The sequence below is a fragment of the Escherichia sp. GZ89 genome (genome assembly GCF_019366485.1).
In the GTDB taxonomy this organism is placed as follows: domain Bacteria; phylum Pseudomonadota; class Gammaproteobacteria; order Enterobacterales; family Enterobacteriaceae; genus Escherichia; species Escherichia fergusonii.
Window position 1 is genome coordinate 400,313 of record NZ_JAEOHX010000002.1, and the last position, 18,890, is coordinate 419,202.

An 18,890-nucleotide genomic window follows, 5' to 3' on the forward strand; every position below is an offset into this window, starting at 1 on the left:
ATGAATATGCAGAATTTAAAAATAACGGATGTTAGAACGATCCTCACTGCACCCGGCGGGATCGATCTGGCAGTTGTAAAAATTGAAACAAATGAGCCAGGTTTGTATGGGCTTGGATGCGCTACGTTTACTCAGCGGATAGTGGCAGTGGAAAAAGCAGTAAATGAGTATATGAAGCCTTTCTTGATTGGGAAAAATCCTGCTCGTATAGAAGATATCTGGCAATCAGCATGTGTCAGCGGCTACTGGCGTAATGGCCCAATTATGAATAATGCCTTGTCAGGGATCGATATGGCTTTATGGGATCTAAAGGGAAAAGTCGCCGGACTCCCTGTTTATGAATTACTGGGGGGGAAATGCCGTGATGGCGTGCCATTATACCGCCATACTGATGGGGCTGATGAGATTGAGGTTGAAGATAATATTCACCGCGCTATCGCAGAAGGGTATCAGTATGTTCGTTGTCAGATGGGGATGTATGGTGGGGCTGGAACCGATGATCTGAAACTTATTGCCAGTAAATTAGCCAGAGCTAAAAATATTCAACCGAAACGTTCACCCGCCAATAAAACTTCAGGCATCTATTTTGACCCAGAAGCGTATGCCAGAAGTGTTCCTCGTTTGTTCGATCATTTGCGTAATAAGTTTGGTTTTGGCATTGAATTTATCCATGACGTTCATGAACGTATAAGTCCCATCAACGCAATTCAATTAGCAAAATCACTCGAACCTTACTCACTTTTTTATCTTGAAGATCCCGTAGCCCCAGAAAATCTTGAGTGGTTGAAGTTAATGCGTCAGCAATCATCAACACCTATTGCAATGGGGGAATTGTTCACGAATGTTAATGAATATAAGCCATTAATAATTAATCAACAGATCGATTTTATTCGCTGCCATGTAAGTACAATTGGCGGGATCACTCCAGCAAGAAAACTGGCGATTTTGAGCGAGATGTTCGGTGTTCGAACGGCATGGCATGGTCCAGGGGATATTTCTCCGGTAGGGGTAGCCGCTAATATGCATTTGTCAGTAAGTTCTGGCAATTTTGGTATTCAGGAATACACGCCAGTCAATGAGGCTTTGCAAGAGGTATTTACAGGCTGCGTTCAGGTTAAGGACGGATTTGCCTATGTGAGTGATAAACCAGGGCTGGGTATCGAACTGGATGAACATAAAGCAAAAGCATGGCCAATTAATGGCGGTATTCCAGGCTGGACATTAGCGCGTACCCCTGACGGTACGGCTGCCCGACCATAGCCGTAGATTTATTTTTGACGTTATCTCTCATCAAGGGGAACTGTAACCTTTCCCCTGACTTACTTGAACTCGTGCAAATTACCAGCGATAATTCTTCTTAATACGCTTCTACCAAATCCAACCCTTCCTCGTCGGGCCTAACGACGCGGAAGGGTTTTTTTTATATCGACTTTGTAATAGGAGTCCATCCATGAGCACCTTAGGTCATCAATACGATAACTCACTGGTTTCTAACGCCTTTGGTTTTTTACGCCTGCCGATGAACTTCCAGCCGTACGACAGTGACGCCGACTGGGTGATTACCGGCGTACCGTTTGATATGGCGACGTCAGGCCGTGCGGGTGGACGCCACGGTCCGGCGGCGATCCGTCAGGTTTCAACAAATCTGGCCTGGGAACACAACCGCTTCCCGTGGAATTTCGACATGCGCGAGCGTCTGAACGTCGTGGACTGCGGTGATCTGGTATATGCCTTCGGCGATGCCCGTGAGATGAGCGAGAAACTGCAGGCACACGCGGAAAAACTGCTGGCTGCTGGTAAGCGTATGCTCTCTTTCGGTGGTGACCACTTTGTGACGCTGCCGCTGCTGCGTGCTCATGCGAAGCATTTCGGCAAAATGGCGCTGGTACACTTTGACGCCCACACCGATACCTATGCGAACGGTTGTGAATTTGACCACGGCACCATGTTCTATACCGCGCCGAAAGAAGGTCTGATCGACCCGAATCACTCCGTACAGATTGGTATTCGTACCGAGTTTGATAAAGACAACGGCTTTACCGTACTGGACGCCTGCCAGGTGAACGATCGCAGCGTGGATGACGTTATCGCCCAGGTGAAACAGATTGTAGGTGATATGCCAGTTTACCTGACCTTTGATATCGACTGCCTGGATCCTGCTTTCGCGCCGGGCACCGGTACACCGGTGATTGGCGGTCTGACCTCCGATCGCGCCATTAAACTGGTACGCGGCCTGAAAGATCTCAACATCGTTGGGATGGACGTAGTGGAAGTGGCTCCGGCATACGATCAGTCGGAAATCACCGCTCTGGCTGCGGCGACGCTGGCGCTGGAGATGCTGTATATTCAGGCGGCGAAAAAGGGCGAGTAAGTAATCTGCCTGGTTGAATTTTTTGCACAGTCCCTTGTATGGCACAAGGGGCTTATCATTTAAAGTCTTTCCTGTTAATTAAGTCATTTTTACCGTGGCTGCTGTTTTTTAATGGATTGTTATTATTGCGTTTTTAAGGGAATAAATAGATGGAACGCACTCTTCCCTGGAAGCCCCTTCTTTGTTTGTTATTTCTTTTATCAACTGGCTGCGATAGAGCAGAAAAACAGAAAATTGCCGCACAGCTGCAACAAGACAAAGAAGCTATTTCCTCTGTCGTCAAAAAGAGTTATCGCGCATTATGTGGCCCTGAGTTTGTCACCAGCACAGATTCGCACGATCGCCTTGCGGAAATGCAGCAAGTATTTACGCCTGCTTTAATGGAGCCTGTACTGAAATTCTGGCAAGAGTCACCCAAAACGTGTAAACGACGTTTTCCCAGTTATAGCGATCCTTTAGCGACCTTCATCGAAGGCGACAAGGCGCAGGTTGGTGCTTTTTTTGGTCACCAATCTGATATTGATATTCCAATGGAGTTAATCCGGCAAGGGGATGGTAAATGGAAGATTGCGGCGATTGATTTTGCATCGTTACATGAGTTTGAAAAAAACGCTCGGGTTACTGATGAGGTGCAAAAGCAAATAGATTTGCTTAAAAAACGCTCATTCAAGCAACATAGGGATTCCCCTGTGTTGACGAGGACCGCGCCTGAGCGGGTCAGTAAGTCCCCTTTGACATCGGTGGAGCAAACAGTTACGGAGCAAGACTCTTCCTGGCTGGATGTCTTACTGACAATAGGCAAATATGCCCTTTATCTGGTAGCGATAATACTTATTCTCGCCTTGGTGGCTGTTTTGTGGATTGGTTATGGCCTGGTGTTCGCCGGACATCGCCTTTTCAAAGCATCTTGTAAAGATCCCTCAATTCAAAAAATTCCCGTGGCTGAACGTTGGGCAATGGCAGTCGGCGCGCCTTATGCCATTGCGGGTAACAATCACTGGGCGCGACGAGTCGTTAATGATGATTCCGTGGAAGCAGAGAATGATTGCAAAAGTGAAGTTGAGTCACTTGCTGACATGTGGGGCGTCTTTGATCGGGATTCGTTACTTGAGCAACTCTTAGCTTTGTTTGTAGCAGGGCACCGTTCAGTTTATGAAGAACAGATCAAAAACGATAGCGAAATGCCGGATGCTGAGTATCGCGCGTTCGCTCAGCAATTAGCTCAGAACGCGAAATTAAGTAGCGAAGCGAAAGAGCGTTTGTGGCAGCTACAGATGGTCAGAAAAAATCGACGTAAAATATGCGACATAGATTTTTGTGCCTGGGATATGGTGCGCTTTGTCATGCTATGTAATAGCGGGGCGCAAGTGGGATACATTACCCAGCGTGAAATGGTCGATTTTTCGATGCTGGCAGCCAGACGCGTACAGCAACATTACAGAAGCTGGCGCGAATTGGCCGGACATTTTTTGCTGGCCCGTTGGTACTGGAAAGCAACGGATAAACGGCACCTGATTACCCATATTCTTTTTAAGAAAGCCATTACATCTTTATTAAAAGAGCAGGGGAGTCCGTGGCGTACTTTACCCTGGGATACTCCATTACCTGAAGGAACAGAGACGGCTTTTGCCTGGGCTTGTGGCGTAAGCACTGCCGATGTAGTAGAGGTGCAACCGGATACACCAGATAAAGCAATCTACGAAGCGAATTGATGCCCCTAATGATTGAGCTTGTTTAATGACTGTGGCCGGCCCTGAATGAAAATTTCTCCGACATTCCTGTCGGAGAAATATGAAATCACTTAACTCCATCCGCGCTCATACGATCGCGAATATGCTGGGCGCGTTCGGCGGATGCCGGATGGTCGTCAAACATTGAGCTTTGGCGGCCTTCTTCCAGTTTCGCCAGTTTTTCAAAGCTGGTGGCAAGACCTGCCGGGCTGATGCCGCGTTGGCGCAGAAGATCGTAAGAATAATCATCGGCTTCTGCCTCCTGACGCTGGGAGAATTGCGAATTGACTAATTTCTCGCCCAGGTCACCAAGTTGCGATTGCGATAAACTGCCGACAATCCCGCCCGCAGAGGCTGCCGCGACTCTCACGGCGTTGGTGCCTAATGCAACTTGCATCCCTTTCTTCACATGGCCTAACGCCACGTGCCCCATCTCGTGACCGATCACCGCTTCGACTTCGTTATCCGTCATCATATCCATCAGCCCGCTATAGACGCGGATACAGCCATTTGCCATCGCAAAGGCATTCACATCCTTCGCCATATACACTTTGTAGTTTACTGGCTGACCGTTGATATTGTTGCCTAGCGCGTTGGCAATGGTGGTCAGACGCTTAGCATATTCGCTATTGGTTGGCGCGATAGTCGCCTTGCTGTCCATCTCCTGGCATGCCTGATCGCTCAGGGCTTTCACCTGCGCATCACTCAAACTGTAAGCCTGAAAAGCTTCCGCTCCTGATGAGAGCAGTCCACTGGAGTCCATATTCTGGCAACCGGTCAGTACCGTTGCCACACTCATTGCTACCAATAAGGCGCGAATTTTCATGTTTTCTCTTCCGCACAAGGTCAGGATTATTCTAAAAATGCGCCGTTTGCAGGTGAATCGACGCTCAGTCTCAGTATAAGGAAAAGCGCAGCGGACGGGCGAGTAGATTGCGCAACATGCGAGCATGATCCAGAGATTTCTGAAGCGGTAAAAGGATGTTCCATGTACATGACGCACGGCTTGGGGTAAATTGTTGGCAAATTTTCCGGCGTAGCCCAAAACGAGCTGTCGTCAAGTCGTTACGGGCGAGCCTTTCATCATCCGATCTGGAGTCAAAATGTCCTCACGTAAAGAGCTTGCCAATGCTATTCGTGCGCTGAGCATGGACGCAGTACAGAAAGCCAAATCCGGTCACCCGGGCGCCCCGATGGGTATGGCTGACATTGCCGAAGTCCTGTGGCGTGATTTCCTGAAACATAACCCGCAGAATCCGTCCTGGGCTGACCGTGACCGCTTCGTGCTGTCCAACGGCCACGGCTCCATGCTGATCTACAGCCTGCTGCACCTCACCGGTTACGATCTGCCGATGGAAGAACTGAAAAACTTCCGTCAGCTGCACTCCAAAACTCCGGGTCACCCGGAAGTGGGTTACACCGCAGGTGTAGAAACCACTACTGGTCCGCTGGGTCAGGGTATTGCCAACGCAGTGGGTATGGCGATTGCAGAAAAAACGCTGGCGGCGCAGTTTAACCGTCCGGGTCACGACATTGTCGACCACTACACCTACGCCTTCATGGGCGATGGCTGCATGATGGAAGGCATCTCCCACGAAGTTTGCTCTCTGGCGGGTACGCTGAAGCTGGGTAAACTGATTGCGTTCTACGATGACAACGGCATCTCTATCGATGGTCACGTTGAAGGCTGGTTTACTGACGACACCGCAATGCGTTTCGAAGCTTACGGCTGGCACGTTATTCGCGGCATCGACGGTCATGACGCGGCATCCATCAAACGCGCTGTAGAAGAAGCGCGCGCTGTGACTGACAAACCGTCTCTGCTGATGTGCAAAACCATCATTGGTTTCGGTTCTCCGAATAAAGCCGGTACTCACGACTCCCACGGTGCGCCGCTGGGCGACGCTGAAATTGCACTGACCCGCGAACAGCTGGGCTGGAAATATGCGCCGTTCGAAATTCCGTCTGAAATCTATACTCAGTGGGATGCGAAAGAAGCAGGCCAGGCGAAAGAATCCGCATGGAACGAGAAATTTGCTGCTTACGCCAAAGCTTATCCGCAGGAAGCGGCTGAATTTACCCGCCGTATGAAAGGCGAAATGCCGTCTGACTTCGACGCGAAAGCGAAAGAGTTCATCGCTAAACTGCAGGCTAATCCGGCGAAAATCGCCAGCCGTAAAGCGTCTCAGAATGCTATCGAAGCGTTCGGTCCGCTGTTGCCGGAATTCCTCGGCGGCTCTGCTGACCTGGCACCGTCTAACCTGACCCTGTGGTCTGGTTCTAAAGCAATCAACGAAGATGCTGCGGGTAACTACATCCACTACGGTGTTCGCGAGTTCGGTATGACCGCGATTGCTAACGGTATCTCCCTGCACGGTGGCTTCCTGCCGTACACCTCCACCTTCCTGATGTTCGTGGAATACGCACGTAATGCCGTACGTATGGCTGCGCTGATGAAACAGCGTCAGGTGATGGTTTACACCCACGACTCCATCGGTCTGGGCGAAGATGGCCCGACTCACCAGCCGGTAGAGCAGGTCGCTTCTCTGCGCGTGACCCCGAACATGTCTACATGGCGTCCGTGTGACCAGGTTGAATCTGCAGTAGCGTGGAAATACGGCGTTGAGCGTCAGGACGGCCCGACTGCGCTTATCCTCTCCCGTCAGAATCTGGCGCAGCAGGAACGTACCGAAGAGCAGCTGGCAAACATCGCGCGCGGTGGTTATGTGCTGAAAGACTGTGCCGGTCAGCCGGAACTGATCTTCATCGCTACCGGTTCTGAAGTTGAACTGGCGGTTGCTGCCTACGAAAAACTGACTGCCGAAGGCGTGAAAGCGCGCGTGGTTTCCATGCCATCTACTGACGCATTCGACAAGCAGGACGCGGCTTACCGTGAATCCGTACTGCCGAAAGCGGTTACTGCACGCGTTGCTGTGGAAGCGGGCATTGCTGACTACTGGTACAAGTATGTTGGCCTGAACGGTGCCATCATCGGTATGAATACCTTCGGTGAATCTGCACCGGCAGAGCAGTTGTTCGAAGAGTTCGGCTTCACCGTTGACAACGTTGTTGCGAAAGCAAAAGCGTTGCTGTAATCGGTAAGATGCTTTGTGAGAAGGGCCGCGAAAGCGGCCCTTTTTTTACTTAGTAGAGATAAACGGAACTGTACTGCCGGGGATCATGGTATCGGGTAATTTACCGTCCCAACGCTCTGCAGTGGTAAGGGCAACAAGGCCTGGATTATCTCGCAGGGCTTCCCCGCGCAGGCGGATAGCTTCTGCTTCAGCCGCACTTTTCAAACGAATAGTTTCCGCTTCTGCCGCGCCTTTTACGCGAATGGTCTCAGCTTCTGCTTTGGCTGCCGCCAGTTTACTGTCAGCTTCAGCCTGGGCCTGAGTTACCGCAATTTGCGCCTGGATTTTTTCCGTCTCAAGATTTTGCCTGCGAGTAGCAATTGCAACTTCCGCTTTCATTCGGTCTTCAATTGATTTCTCATAAGCATCTGAAAAATCAATGTTCTCGATCTGAACACCGTCTATCACTACCGGGCCAACAACCGCTTTGCGCATCGCGTTTTGCAGATCCTGCACCAGTTTTGTACGATCTTGTACCGCGCTAATGGCTGTATATTGCCCGAAAACGTTCTCCAGTTGGGTTGGCAGCTGGCGGACGATCAGACGCTCTTTTAAAGATTCTATAGTGTTGTAGGTAGTATAAACTGCGCCAGCTTCTGAAGGCTTAATATGAAAACTAACCGACACGGTCATTTGTGCTGGTTGCTGGTCACGGCTGTAGGCTTGTAATCCCTGATACACTACAGCCTGGTTACGTGTGGAGATTTTCTCGACACTTTCCATAAAGGGAATTTTGAATCCAAGACCGGGTTCGGCAACTTTAACGATCTTGCCATAGCGCAATAAAATGCCGCGTTCGCCTTCGTTTACGGTGTAATACGAAAGAAATGGCAGCGTAATGACTGCCAGTACGCCAACAGTAATGCCAATAAATTTTTGTGGGCGAAGCGAAGGAAAAGAAACTGGAGCTTTCATGTGAATCATCCGTGAGCAAAGAAAGGGAATATGTCACACGAAATGAAAGGAGAACAGCCAGTTGCCATGAATTCAGAATCCATAAAGGAACAACCAAAAAGGATGAATAACTAAAAAGTTCATTTTTGGACTTTCAATTAATAAATGGTGATATACATCACAAATAAACCAATAATTATATTGTGTGAATTGTGATGAATTTCGCAAATATAATATTGACTTTTTAATTATTGAAATCAACAAATTGTTATTTAAGGTTTTATTATTTTTTCCTGCCGGAGCGCTCTCCTTCCAGGTCCAATTGCTTTCAAATTTTTACGCGGGTATTTTATTTTTACCGTCGGACGGTACCCTAAAAATAAAATAAGGATAATTTATGCGGCTTATTAATTATTTTCCAAAATCATCAATTTCAGTTATACATTCAGCAAAAGACTGGCAGGAAGTTATCGATTTTTCGATGGCTTCATTGCTGGATAAAAACTATATCAGTGAGAATTACATTCAGGCTATTAAAAATTCCACCATTAGCAATGGCCCTTATTATATTCTCGCGCCAGGCGTGGCAATGCCTCATGCGCGACCGGAATGTGGGGCGCTTAAAACCGGGATGTCTTTGACGTTACTTAAACAAGGCGTTTATTTTCCGGGGAATGACGAACCGATTAAATTACTCATCGGGCTTTCTGCTGCCGATGCCGATTCACATATTGGCGCTATTCAGGCGTTAAGTGAATTGCTGTGCGAAGAAGAAATACTCGAACAACTCTTAACCGCATCATCAGAAAAACAATTAGCGGACATTATCAGCCGCGAATAATGACTCTCTCCTCTACAGGATAATATTATGGAAAACAAGTCTGCTCGTGCAAAGGTCCAGGCTTTTGGGGGCTTTTTGACTGCAATGGTCATTCCCAATATTGGTGCTTTTATTGCCTGGGGTTTTATAACGGCGTTATTTATTCCCACCGGTTGGTTGCCTAACGAACATTTCGCCAAAATTGTCGGCCCCATGATCACCTATTTATTACCGGTGATGATTGGTTCTACCGGTGGCCATTTAGTCGGCGGTAAACGCGGCGCGGTAATGGGCGGAATAGGGACAATTGGTGTAATCGTCGGCGCAGAGATTCCGATGTTCCTTGGCTCAATGATCATGGGACCGTTAGGTGGGCTGGTCATAAAATATGTCGATAAGGCACTGGAAAAACGCATACCTGCTGGTTTTGAGATGGTTATCAATAACTTCTCATTAGGTATCGCTGGGATGCTCCTTTGTCTGCTGGGTTTTGAAGTTATCGGCCCGGCGGTGTTAATTGCCAATACTTTCGTCAAAGAGTGTATTGAGGCGCTGGTACATGCGGGCTATCTGCCTTTGCTGTCAGTCATCAATGAACCGGCGAAAGTGCTTTTCCTCAATAACGCGATAGATCAGGGCGTCTATTACCCGTTGGGGATGCAACAGGCTTCAGTTAACGGTAAATCCATCTTCTTTATGGTGGCGTCCAACCCTGGGCCTGGCTTAGAGCTGCTGCTGGCATTTACCTTGTTTGGTAAAGGGATGAGTAAACGTTCTGCGCCTGGGGCGATGATTATTCACTTCCTCGGCGGCATCCACGAACTGTATTTCCCGTATGTGCTGATGAAGCCACTGACCATTATTGCCATGATTGCGGGCGGTATGACTGGCACCTGGATGTTTAACTTACTGGACGGTGGTCTGGTGGCTGGCCCAAGTCCAGGCTCTATCTTTGCGTACCTGGCACTGACGCCGAAAGGCTCATTCCTGGCGACAATTGCCGGTGTTACGGTAGGTACCCTGGTGTCCTTTGCTATCACTTCCGTAATACTGAAGATGGAAAAAACGGTGGAAACGGAGAGCGAGGATGAGTTTGCGCAGTCCGCCAATGCGGTTAAGGCGATGAAACAAGAAGGTGCATTCTCGTTAAGCCGGGTTAAGCGTATCGCCTTTGTTTGCGATGCGGGAATGGGCTCCAGCGCGATGGGCGCAAGCACCTTCCGTAAGCGCCTGGAAAAAGCGGGGCTGGCAATAGAAGTAAAACATTACGCGATAGAAAACGTGCCTGCGGATGCGGATATCGTCGTTACTCACGCTAGTCTGGAAGGGCGCGTGAAACGTGCGACGGATAAACCGCTGATATTGATTAATAACTATATTGGCGATCTCAAACTCGACACTTTATTTAATCAATTAACCGCTGAACATAAAAACTGATTGCCGAGGTAAAAATGAAAACCAAAGTTGCTGCTATTTATGGCAAGCGGGATGTCCGTCTGCGCGAATTTGAACTGCCCGAAATTACTGATAACGAACTTTTGGTCAGCGTTATTTCCGACAGCGTCTGTTTATCGACATGGAAAGCGGCGTTGCTCGGCAGCGAACATAAACGCGTGCCCGACGATTTAGAAAATCATCCGGTCATTACCGGGCATGAATGCGCCGGAGTGATTGTTGAGGTGGGTAAAAATCTCACTGACAAATATAAAAAAGGTCAGCGATTTGTATTGCAACCGGCGATGGGGCTACCAAGCGGGTATTCTGCGGGATACAGCTACGAATATTTTGGCGGTAACGCCACCTATATGATTATTCCAGAGGTAGCCATTAATTTGGGCTGCGTATTACCGTATCACGGATCTTATTTTGCTGCGGCGTCGTTGGCAGAGCCTATGTGCTGCATTATTGGCGCTTATCATGCCAATTATCACACCACGCAATATGTTTATGAGCATCGCATGGGCGTCAAACCTGGCGGCAATATTGCGCTGCTGGCGTGTGCGGGCCCGATGGGGATAGGCGCTATCGATTACGCTATTAACGGCGGCATACAACCGTCGCGGGTAGTGGTGGTCGATATCGACGAAAAACGCCTGGCACAGGTGCAGAAGCTGCTGCCGGTGGAGCTGGCGGCCAGCAAAGGCATTGAGCTGATATATGTGAATACCAAAGGAATGAGCGACCCAGTCCAGAGGCTGCGGGCGCTGACAGGAGATGCCGGATTCGATGACATTTTTGTTTATGCGGCGGTGCCTGCTGTCGTTGAGATGGCTGACGAATTACTGGCGGAAGATGGCTGCCTGAACTTCTTTGCCGGGCCGACGGATAAAAACTTCAAAGTGCCGTTTAATTTCTACAACGTCCATTACAACAGCACGCACGTCGTCGGTACATCGGGTGGTTCAACGGACGATATGAAAGAGGCGATTGCCCTGAGTGCTACGGGGCAGTTGCAACCGTCGTTTATGGTGACGCATATCGGTGGCCTGGATGCAGTGCCAGAAACCGTTCTCAATTTACCGGATATCCCCGGTGGTAAAAAACTCATTTACAACGGCGTTACCATGCCGCTCACCGCCATTGCCGATTTTGCCGAAAAAGGCAAAACAGATCCGCTGTTTAAAGAGCTGGCGCGGTTAGTTGAGGAAACGCACGGCATCTGGAATGAACAGGCCGAGAAATATCTGCTGGCGCAATTTGGCGTTGATATCGGGGAGGCCGCGCAATGATGTCCCTGGCGTGGCCCATTATTTCGCGTTACGGAGCAGGCAGCGTTGGCTGCCTGGCCGCAAACCGGATGTGGCAACAAAAATAAAATTGATGGCCTGGCGGTCACCGCGATGCGCCAGGCATTAAACGATGTCGCTTTTCGTGGGCGAGTGGTCATCGGCGAGGGAGAAATTGACCATGCGCCGATGCTGTGGATTGGCGAAGAGGTGGGCAAAGGCGATGGGCCAGAAGTCGATATCGCGGTTGACCCGATTGAAGGCACGCGGATGGTGGCGATGGGGCAGAGCAATGCGCTGGCGGTCATGGCTTTCGCCCCTCGAGATAGCCTGTTACACGCGCCCGATATGTATATGAAAAAACTGGTTGTTAATCGGCTGGCGGCGGGCGCGATTGATCTGTCTTTGCCTCTGGCGGACAACTTGCGCAACGTGGCGAAAGCGTTAGGCAAACCGCTGGATAAGCTGCGTATGGTTACGCTGGATAAACCGCGCCTGAGTGCCGCAATTGAGGAAGCAACACAGCTGGGCGTGAAGGTTTTTGCCCTGCCGGATGGCGATGTCGCCGCCAGCGTGCTGACCTGCTGGCAGGATAATCCTTACGACGTGATGTACACCATCGGCGGCGCGCCGGAAGGTGTTATTTCTGCCTGTGCTGTTAAAGCATTGGGCGGGGATATGCAGGCCGAGCTGATTGATTTTTGCCAGGCAAAAGGGGATTACACGGAAAATCGGCAGATTGCAGAACAGGAACGCCAGCGTTGCAAGGCAATGGGGGGTGAAGTGAACCGTGTGTACTCGCTCGATGAACTGGTGAAGGGGAAGGATATCCTCTTTAGCGCTACGGGCGTGACGGGCGGCGAGTTGGTGAATGGTATCCAACAGACGGCGAATGGGGTGCGGACGCAGACATTACTGATCGGCGGCGCGGACCAAACGTGTAATATAATAGACTCCCTGCATTGATGGTGATCTATCGGAAGACGAATGGCGACGCTGACAGAAGATGATGTGCTTGAGCAACTGGACGCACAGGACAATTTATTGTCATTTATGAAAACTGCGCATTCTATTTTGCTCCAGGGGATACGCCAGTTTCTGCCGTCGCTGTTTGTCAATAACGATGAAGAGATCGTCGAATATGCAGTGAAGCCGTTACTCGCCCAAAGCGGCCCGCTTGACGATATTGATGTTGCACTGCGTTTGATTTATGCGCTGGGGAAAATGGATAAATGGCTGTACGCCGATATCACGCATTTTTCCCAGTTCTGGCATTACCTGAACGAACAGGATGAAACGCCCGGATTTGCCGATGACATGACCTGGGATTTTATCAGCAACGTCAATAGCATAACCCGCAATGCGACGCTCTTTGACGTGTTAAAAGCGATGAAGTTCGCTGATTTCGCCGTCTGGTCAGAAGTGCGTTTTAGTGGGATGGTCAAAACGGCGCTGACGCTGGCAGTAACGACCACCTTAAAGGAATTAACGCCGTGAAAATCGAACTGACGGTGAATGGATTAAAGGTACAGGCACAGTACCCGAACGAAGAGATTGAAAATGTGCATAAACCGTTGCTGCGTATGCTGGCAGCCTTACAGACGGTAAATCCGCAGCGGCGTAGGGTGGTTTTTCTTTGCGCTCCGCCGGGGACGGGTAAATCTACCCTGACCACCTTCTGGGAATATCTCGCGCAACAAGACCCGGAACTACCCGCTATTCAGACGCTGCCGATGGATGGTTTTCACCATTACAATAGCTGGCTGGATGCGCATCAATTGCGCCCCTTCAAAGGTGCACCAGAGACATTCGATGTAGCGAAACTGGCGGAAAATCTGCGCCAGGTAGTGGAAGGGGATTGTACGTGGCCGCAGTACGATCGACAAAAGCATGAGCCTGTTGAAGATGCGTTGCACGTTACCGCACCACTCGTCATCGTCGAAGGAAACTGGTTGTTGCTGGATGACGAGAAGTGGCGGGCGTTGGCATCTTTCTGCGATTTTTCTGTTTTTATTCATGCACCCGTTCAAATTCTGCGGGAACGCTTGATTAGTCGTAAAATTGCGGGGGGATTATCGCGGGATGAAGCCGAAGCTTTTTATGCCCGAACCGATGGTCCTAATGTCGAGCGTGTGCTGCTGAATAGTTGTCAGGCCAATCTGATATTAGAGATGACGGAAGAAGGCAGGTATCACTTCATAAGCTGACAATTTATTCCAGTTATTGCGTGGTTATTATTACGCCAGTCTGGAATAAAGCCTCCTGCAAGAAGGGAAGAAAGTGTGATGCAAGTCAGATAATTGTCTTCTTTGACTGGACAATCATTCCTTTTATTCCACGTTTCGCTTATCCTAGCTGAAGCGTTTCAGTCGATTAAATGTTCGACAATTAACCAATCAGTCGCAGTTTGCGACAGGTAAGGTTTCCCCGGACGATTTGCTGGATTACTCTGTTTGGCAAATTTGCTCAGGGAAAACCTTGCAGGAGATCTATGACCGTACGCGTAGCGATAAATGGCTTCGGTCGCATCGGGCGTAATGTGGTTCGTGCTTTGTATGAATCCGGACGCCGGGCGGAAATTACCGTGGTGGCAATCAACGAACTGGCGGATGCTGCGGGCATGGCGCATTTGTTGAAATATGACACCAGTCATGGCCGTTTTGCATGGGAAGTACGACAGGAACGCGATCAACTTTTTGTTGGTGATGACGCCATCCGCGTATTGCACGAACGTTCACTGCAATCGCTCCCATGGCGTGAACTTGGCGTCGATGTGGTTCTCGACTGTACCGGCGTATATGGCTCCCGCGAGCATGGCGAAGCACATATTGCCGCCGGGGCCAAAAAAGTGCTCTTTTCACATCCTGGTAGTAACGATCTCGACGCGACCGTGGTTTACGGCGTCAATCAGGATCAACTTCGTGCGGAACACCGCATCGTTTCTAACGCTTCCTGTACCACGAATTGCATAATTCCCGTCATCAAATTGTTAGATGATGCGTACGGTATTGAGTCCGGCACTGTGACCACAATTCACTCCGCCATGCACGATCAACAGGTTATTGATGCATATCATCCTGACCTGCGTCGCACCCGGGCAGCCAGCCAGTCGATCATTCCAGTCGATACTAAACTGGCAGCCGGTATCACACGATTTTTTCCGCAATTTAACGATCGCTTTGAAGCGATTGCGGTGCGTGTACCAACCATAAATGTGACGGCAATCGATTTAAGCGTGACGGTGAAGAAACCTGTAAAAGCCAATGAAGTCAACCTGTTGCTGCAAAAAGCAGCACAAGGTGCATTTCATGGTATAGTTGACTATACGGAATTGCCGTTGGTCTCTGTAGATTTTAACCACGATCCGCACAGTGCCATTGTCGATGGCACCCAAACCCGGGTCAGTGGCGCACACCTGATCAAAACGTTGGTCTGGTGCGATAACGAATGGGGCTTTGCTAACCGAATGCTCGATACGACGTTAGCTATGGCTACTGTTGCTTTCAGGTAAGACGCAAGCAGCGTCTGCAAAACTTTTAGAATCAACGAGAGGATTCACCATGTCTGTAATTAAGATGACCGATCTGGATCTTGCTGGGAAACGTGTATTTATCCGTGCGGATCTGAACGTACCAGTAAAAGACGGGAAAGTAACCAGCGACGCGCGTATCCGTGCTTCTCTGCCGACCATCGAACTGGCCCTGAAACAAGGCGCGAAAGTGATGGTAACTTCCCACCTGGGTCGTCCTACCGAAGGCGAGTACAACGAAGAATTCTCTCTGCTGCCGGTTGTTAACTACCTGAAAGACAAACTGTCTAACCCGGTTCGTCTGGTTAAAGATTACCTCGACGGCGTTGACGTTGCTGAAGGTGAACTGGTTGTTCTGGAAAACGTTCGCTTCAACAAAGGCGAGAAGAAAGACGACGAAACCCTGTCCAAAAAATATGCTGCACTGTGTGACGTGTTCGTAATGGACGCATTCGGTACTGCTCACCGCGCGCAGGCTTCTACTCACGGTATCGGTAAATTCGCTGATGTTGCGTGCGCAGGCCCGCTGTTGGCAGCTGAACTGGACGCGCTGGGTAAAGCACTGAAAGAACCTGCTCGCCCGATGGTGGCTATCGTTGGTGGTTCTAAAGTATCTACCAAACTGACCGTTCTGGATTCCCTGTCCAAAATCGCTGACCAGCTGATCGTGGGTGGTGGTATCGCTAACACCTTTATCGCGGCACAAGGCCACGATGTGGGTAAATCCCTGTACGAAGCTGACCTGGTTGACGAAGCAAAACGTCTGCTGACCACCTGCAACATTCCGGTTCCGTCTGACGTTCGCGTAGCAACTGAGTTCTCTGAAACTGCACCGGCTACCCTGAAATCTGTTAACGATGTGAAAGCTGACGAGCAGATCCTGGATATCGGCGATGCTTCTGCGCAGGAACTGGCTGAAATCCTGAAGAATGCGAAAACCATTCTGTGGAACGGCCCGGTTGGCGTGTTCGAATTCCCGAACTTCCGCAAAGGTACTGAAATCGTGGCTAACGCTATCGCAGACAGCGAAGCGTTCTCCATCGCTGGCGGCGGCGACACTCTGGCAGCAATCGACCTGTTCGGCATTGCTGACAAAATCTCCTACATCTCCACTGGCGGCGGCGCATTCCTCGAATTCGTGGAAGGTAAAGTACTGCCTGCAGTAGCGATGCTCGAAGAGCGCGCTAAGAAGTAAAAAATCACAGGGCAGGGAAACCTGCCCTTGTTGCAGCGCGCTTTTAGAGCACGCAATTTTCTACAGCCCGACGATACAGGACAAGAGACATGTCTAAGATTTTTGATTTCGTAAAACCTGGCGTAATCACTGGTGATGACGTACAGAAAGTTTTCCAGGTAGCAAAAGAAAACAACTTCGCACTGCCAGCAGTAAACTGCGTCGGTACTGACTCCATCAACGCCGTACTGGAAACCGCGGCTAAAGTTAAAGCGCCGGTTATCGTTCAGTTCTCTAACGGTGGTGCTTCCTTTATCGCTGGTAAAGGCGTGAAATCTGACGTTCCGCAGGGTGCTGCTATCCTGGGTGCGATCTCTGGTGCGCATCACGTTCACCAGATGGCTGAACACTATGGTGTTCCAGTTATCCTGCACACCGACCACTGCGCGAAAAAACTGCTGCCGTGGATCGACGGTCTGCTGGACGCGGGTGAAAAACACTTCGCAGCTACCGGTAAGCCGCTGTTCTCTTCTCACATGATCGACCTGTCTGAAGAATCTCTGCAAGAGAACATCGAAATCTGCTCTAAATACCTGGAGCGTATGTCCAAAATCGGCATGACTCTGGAAATCGAACTGGGTTGCACCGGTGGTGAAGAAGACGGCGTGGACAACAGCCACATGGACGCTTCTGCACTGTACACCCAGCCGGAAGACGTTGATTACGCTTACACCGAGCTGAGCAAAATCAGCCCGCGCTTCACCATCGCAGCGTCCTTCGGTAACGTACACGGCGTATACAAGCCGGGTAACGTTGTTCTGACTCCGACCATCCTGCGTGACTCTCAGGAATATGTTTCCAAGAAACACAACCTGCCGCACAACAGCCTGAACTTCGTATTCCACGGCGGTTCCGGTTCTACTGCTCAGGAAATCAAAGACTCCGTAAGCTACGGCGTAGTGAAAATGAACATCGATACCGATACCCAATGGGCAACCTGGGAAGGTGTTCTGAACTACTACAAAGCGAACGAAGCTTATCTGCAGGGTCAGTTGGGCAACCCGAAAGGCGAAGATCAGCCGAACAAGAAATACTACGATCCGCGCGTATGGCTGCGTGCCGGTCAGACTTCGATGATCGCTCGTCTGGAAAAAGCATTCCAGGAACTGAACGCGATCGACGTTCTTTAAGTCATTCCTTTCTGCTTATCTCAAGGCCCGCTCTGCGGGTCTTTTTTTCGCCAAAAGAAAAAATGCCTGATGCGCTACGCTTATCAGGCCTACACATATCCTGCAATATACTGAATTTACAGGCTTTTGTAGGTCTGGTAAGGCGTTAAAGCCGCATCCAGTATGACAAATCGCACATTGCTATCTGTCTGAGGCCCGCTCTGCGGATCTTTTTTCACCAAAAGCAAGGTGATGCAGATGAGAAATCTGTGATCTATTTGGCAAAATTATGCTTTATTGTTTACCCTTGTCAGACTGCCCGTCATAAGGCGGCGGAGTGTATTTCTCCATTTTGAGTCAGTTGAAAAGGAATATTGAATGGAAGATTTGAATGTTGTCGATAGCATAAACGGCGCGGGGAGCTGGCTGGTGGCTAACCAGGCGCTGCTGCTAAGTTATGCAGTAAACATCGTGGCGGCACTCGCGATCATCATCGTTGGTTTGATTATCGCGCGGATGATTTCCAACGCGGTGAATCGCCTGATGATCTCCCGTAAAATCGATGCCACCGTTGCTGATTTTCTTTCTGCATTAGTCCGTTACGGAATTATCGCCTTTACGCTAATCGCTGCACTGGGGCGCGTGGGCGTACAAACCGCGTCAGTCATTGCTGTACTCGGTGCCGCAGGCTTAGCTGTTGGTCTGGCTTTGCAGGGGTCACTGTCTAACCTGGCCGCTGGCGTGTTACTGGTCATGTTCCGCCCGTTCCGTGCCGGAGAATATGTTGACCTCGGCGGCGTAGCCGGTACTGTGCTGAGCGTGCAGATTTTCTCCACCACCATGCGTACTGCTGACGGTAAAATTATCGTTATTCCGAACGGTAAAATTATTGCCGGGAATATTATTAACTTCTCCCGCGAGCCAGTTCGCCGTAACGAATTTATTATTGGCGTGGCGTATGATTCCGATATCGATCAGGTTAAGCAGATCCTGACCAATATTATCCAGTCTGAAGACCGCATTTTGAAAGATCGCGAAATGACTGTGCGTCTGAACGAACTTGGCGCATCGTCGATTAATTTCGTGGTCCGCGTCTGGAGCAACAGCGGCGATCTGCAAAACGTGTATTGGGATGTGCTGGAGCGTATTAAACGTGAATTTGATGCCGCCGGTATCAGCTTCCCGTACCCGCAAATGGATGTGAACTTTAAGCGGGTGAAAGAGAATAAAGAGAGCGAAGCGGTAACACGTTAATCATGTGAAGCGCTGAGAGATCCCCTCATAATTTCCCCAAAGCGTAACCATGTGTGAATAAATTTTGAGCTAGTAGGGTTGCAGCCACG

The 18,890-nt window shown here is 49.8% G+C and carries 15 protein-coding genes and 1 pseudogene; 14 read left to right on the forward strand and 2 right to left on the reverse strand.

Going from position 1 to position 18,890, the window contains the following annotated elements:
- The first annotated feature begins 6 nt into the window (after positions 1–6).
- From K0335_RS06265 to K0335_RS06275, 3 genes are all read left to right on the forward strand, one after another.
- Positions 7–1,260 carry an enolase C-terminal domain-like protein gene (locus K0335_RS06265; protein ID WP_104920301.1) on the forward strand — a complete coding sequence of 418 codons (1,254 nt, stop codon included), beginning with the start codon at positions 7–9 and terminating at the stop codon, positions 1,258–1,260.
- 190 nt (positions 1,261–1,450) lie between these two features.
- Positions 1,451–2,371, forward strand: coding sequence for an agmatinase (gene speB, locus K0335_RS06270; protein ID WP_000105566.1), 921 nt, complete (start codon positions 1,451–1,453; stop codon positions 2,369–2,371).
- A 149-nt stretch (positions 2,372–2,520) separates the two neighbouring features.
- On the forward strand, positions 2,521–4,083 hold the full coding sequence (locus tag K0335_RS06275) for a DUF1266 domain-containing protein (RefSeq protein WP_000442532.1): 1,563 nt from the start codon (positions 2,521–2,523) through the stop codon (positions 4,081–4,083).
- Positions 4,084–4,168: 85 nt separating this feature from the next.
- Here the strand turns inward: K0335_RS06275 and loiP are convergent, their stop codons facing one another.
- Complete coding sequence (gene loiP, locus K0335_RS06280) at positions 4,169–4,927, reverse strand: metalloprotease LoiP (protein ID WP_000701844.1); 759 nt, start codon at positions 4,925–4,927, stop codon at positions 4,169–4,171.
- 277 nt (positions 4,928–5,204) lie between these two features.
- On the opposite strand from loiP, the gene tkt reads away from it, so the two are divergent.
- Entirely contained in the window at positions 5,205–7,196 is a 1,992-nt protein-coding gene (gene tkt / locus K0335_RS06285; RefSeq protein ID WP_219393772.1) for a transketolase, read from the forward strand.
- A 45-nt stretch (positions 7,197–7,241) separates the two neighbouring features.
- Here tkt and K0335_RS06290 read toward each other — a convergent pair whose 3' ends face one another.
- On the reverse strand, positions 7,242–8,150 hold the full coding sequence (locus K0335_RS06290; RefSeq protein ID WP_000646922.1) for a prohibitin family protein: 909 nt from the start codon (positions 8,148–8,150) through the stop codon (positions 7,242–7,244).
- Between the two features lie 376 nt (positions 8,151–8,526).
- On the opposite strand from K0335_RS06290, the gene cmtB reads away from it, so the two are divergent.
- The 10 genes and pseudogenes from cmtB to mscS all read left to right on the forward strand — a co-directional run bounded on the left by cmtB (position 8,527) and on the right by mscS (position 18,801).
- A complete protein-coding gene (gene cmtB, locus K0335_RS06295) occupies positions 8,527–8,970 on the forward strand; it encodes a PTS mannitol transporter subunit IIA (protein WP_046080676.1) in 444 nt (147 codons plus the stop codon).
- 27 nt (positions 8,971–8,997) lie between these two features.
- Entirely contained in the window at positions 8,998–10,386 is a 1,389-nt protein-coding gene (gene cmtA, locus K0335_RS06300) for a PTS mannitol transporter subunit IICB (RefSeq protein ID WP_219393773.1), read from the forward strand.
- Between the two features lie 14 nt (positions 10,387–10,400).
- Complete coding sequence (locus K0335_RS06305; RefSeq protein ID WP_000853206.1) at positions 10,401–11,678, forward strand: zinc-binding dehydrogenase; 1,278 nt, start codon at positions 10,401–10,403, stop codon at positions 11,676–11,678.
- Positions 11,675–12,641, forward strand: a pseudogene (gene glpX, locus K0335_RS06310) (class II fructose-bisphosphatase). The gene K0335_RS06305 and the pseudogene glpX overlap by 4 nt, the downstream one beginning before the upstream one ends.
- Positions 12,642–12,662: 21 nt before the next feature.
- Complete coding sequence (gene fumE, locus K0335_RS06315) at positions 12,663–13,172, forward strand: fumarase E (RefSeq protein WP_104920298.1); 510 nt, start codon at positions 12,663–12,665, stop codon at positions 13,170–13,172.
- On the forward strand, positions 13,169–13,882 hold the full coding sequence (locus K0335_RS06320) for a nucleoside/nucleotide kinase family protein (RefSeq protein WP_000687718.1): 714 nt from the start codon (positions 13,169–13,171) through the stop codon (positions 13,880–13,882). The genes fumE and K0335_RS06320 overlap by 4 nt, the downstream gene beginning before the upstream one ends.
- 284 nt (positions 13,883–14,166) lie before the next feature.
- On the forward strand, positions 14,167–15,186 hold the full coding sequence (epd, locus tag K0335_RS06325; protein WP_000218480.1) for an erythrose-4-phosphate dehydrogenase: 1,020 nt from the start codon (positions 14,167–14,169) through the stop codon (positions 15,184–15,186).
- A gap of 49 nt (positions 15,187–15,235) precedes the next feature.
- Positions 15,236–16,399, forward strand: a complete 1,164-nt coding sequence (gene pgk, locus K0335_RS06330; RefSeq protein WP_000111269.1) for a phosphoglycerate kinase — start codon at positions 15,236–15,238, stop codon at positions 16,397–16,399.
- A gap of 89 nt (positions 16,400–16,488) precedes the next feature.
- Positions 16,489–17,568, forward strand: coding sequence for a class II fructose-bisphosphate aldolase (gene fbaA, locus K0335_RS06335; protein WP_000034372.1), 1,080 nt, complete (start codon positions 16,489–16,491; stop codon positions 17,566–17,568).
- A gap of 357 nt (positions 17,569–17,925) precedes the next feature.
- Positions 17,926–18,801, forward strand: a complete 876-nt coding sequence (mscS, locus tag K0335_RS06340) for a small-conductance mechanosensitive channel MscS (RefSeq protein WP_046080671.1) — start codon at positions 17,926–17,928, stop codon at positions 18,799–18,801.
- The last annotated feature ends 89 nt before the right edge of the window (positions 18,802–18,890 follow it).

Excerpts from the sequence above, each read along its gene's own strand:
- K0335_RS06265 (WP_104920301.1), top strand. The coding sequence starts at position 7 with ATGCAGAATTTAAAAATAACGGATGTTAGAACGATCCTCACTGCACCC.
- speB (WP_000105566.1), top strand. The coding sequence starts at position 1,451 with ATGAGCACCTTAGGTCATCAATACGATAACTCACTGGTTTCTAACGCC.
- K0335_RS06275 (WP_000442532.1), top strand. The coding sequence starts at position 2,521 with ATGGAACGCACTCTTCCCTGGAAGCCCCTTCTTTGTTTGTTATTTCTT.
- loiP (WP_000701844.1), bottom strand. The coding sequence starts at position 4,927 with ATGAAAATTCGCGCCTTATTGGTAGCAATGAGTGTGGCAACGGTACTG.
- tkt (WP_219393772.1), top strand. The coding sequence starts at position 5,205 with ATGTCCTCACGTAAAGAGCTTGCCAATGCTATTCGTGCGCTGAGCATG.
- K0335_RS06290 (WP_000646922.1), bottom strand. The coding sequence starts at position 8,150 with ATGAAAGCTCCAGTTTCTTTTCCTTCGCTTCGCCCACAAAAATTTATT.
- cmtB (WP_046080676.1), top strand. The coding sequence starts at position 8,527 with ATGCGGCTTATTAATTATTTTCCAAAATCATCAATTTCAGTTATACAT.
- cmtA (WP_219393773.1), top strand. The coding sequence starts at position 8,998 with ATGGAAAACAAGTCTGCTCGTGCAAAGGTCCAGGCTTTTGGGGGCTTT.
- K0335_RS06305 (WP_000853206.1), top strand. The coding sequence starts at position 10,401 with ATGAAAACCAAAGTTGCTGCTATTTATGGCAAGCGGGATGTCCGTCTG.
- fumE (WP_104920298.1), top strand. The coding sequence starts at position 12,663 with ATGGCGACGCTGACAGAAGATGATGTGCTTGAGCAACTGGACGCACAG.
- epd (WP_000218480.1), top strand. The coding sequence starts at position 14,167 with ATGACCGTACGCGTAGCGATAAATGGCTTCGGTCGCATCGGGCGTAAT.
- pgk (WP_000111269.1), top strand. The coding sequence starts at position 15,236 with ATGTCTGTAATTAAGATGACCGATCTGGATCTTGCTGGGAAACGTGTA.
- fbaA (WP_000034372.1), top strand. The coding sequence starts at position 16,489 with ATGTCTAAGATTTTTGATTTCGTAAAACCTGGCGTAATCACTGGTGAT.
- mscS (WP_046080671.1), top strand. The coding sequence starts at position 17,926 with ATGGAAGATTTGAATGTTGTCGATAGCATAAACGGCGCGGGGAGCTGG.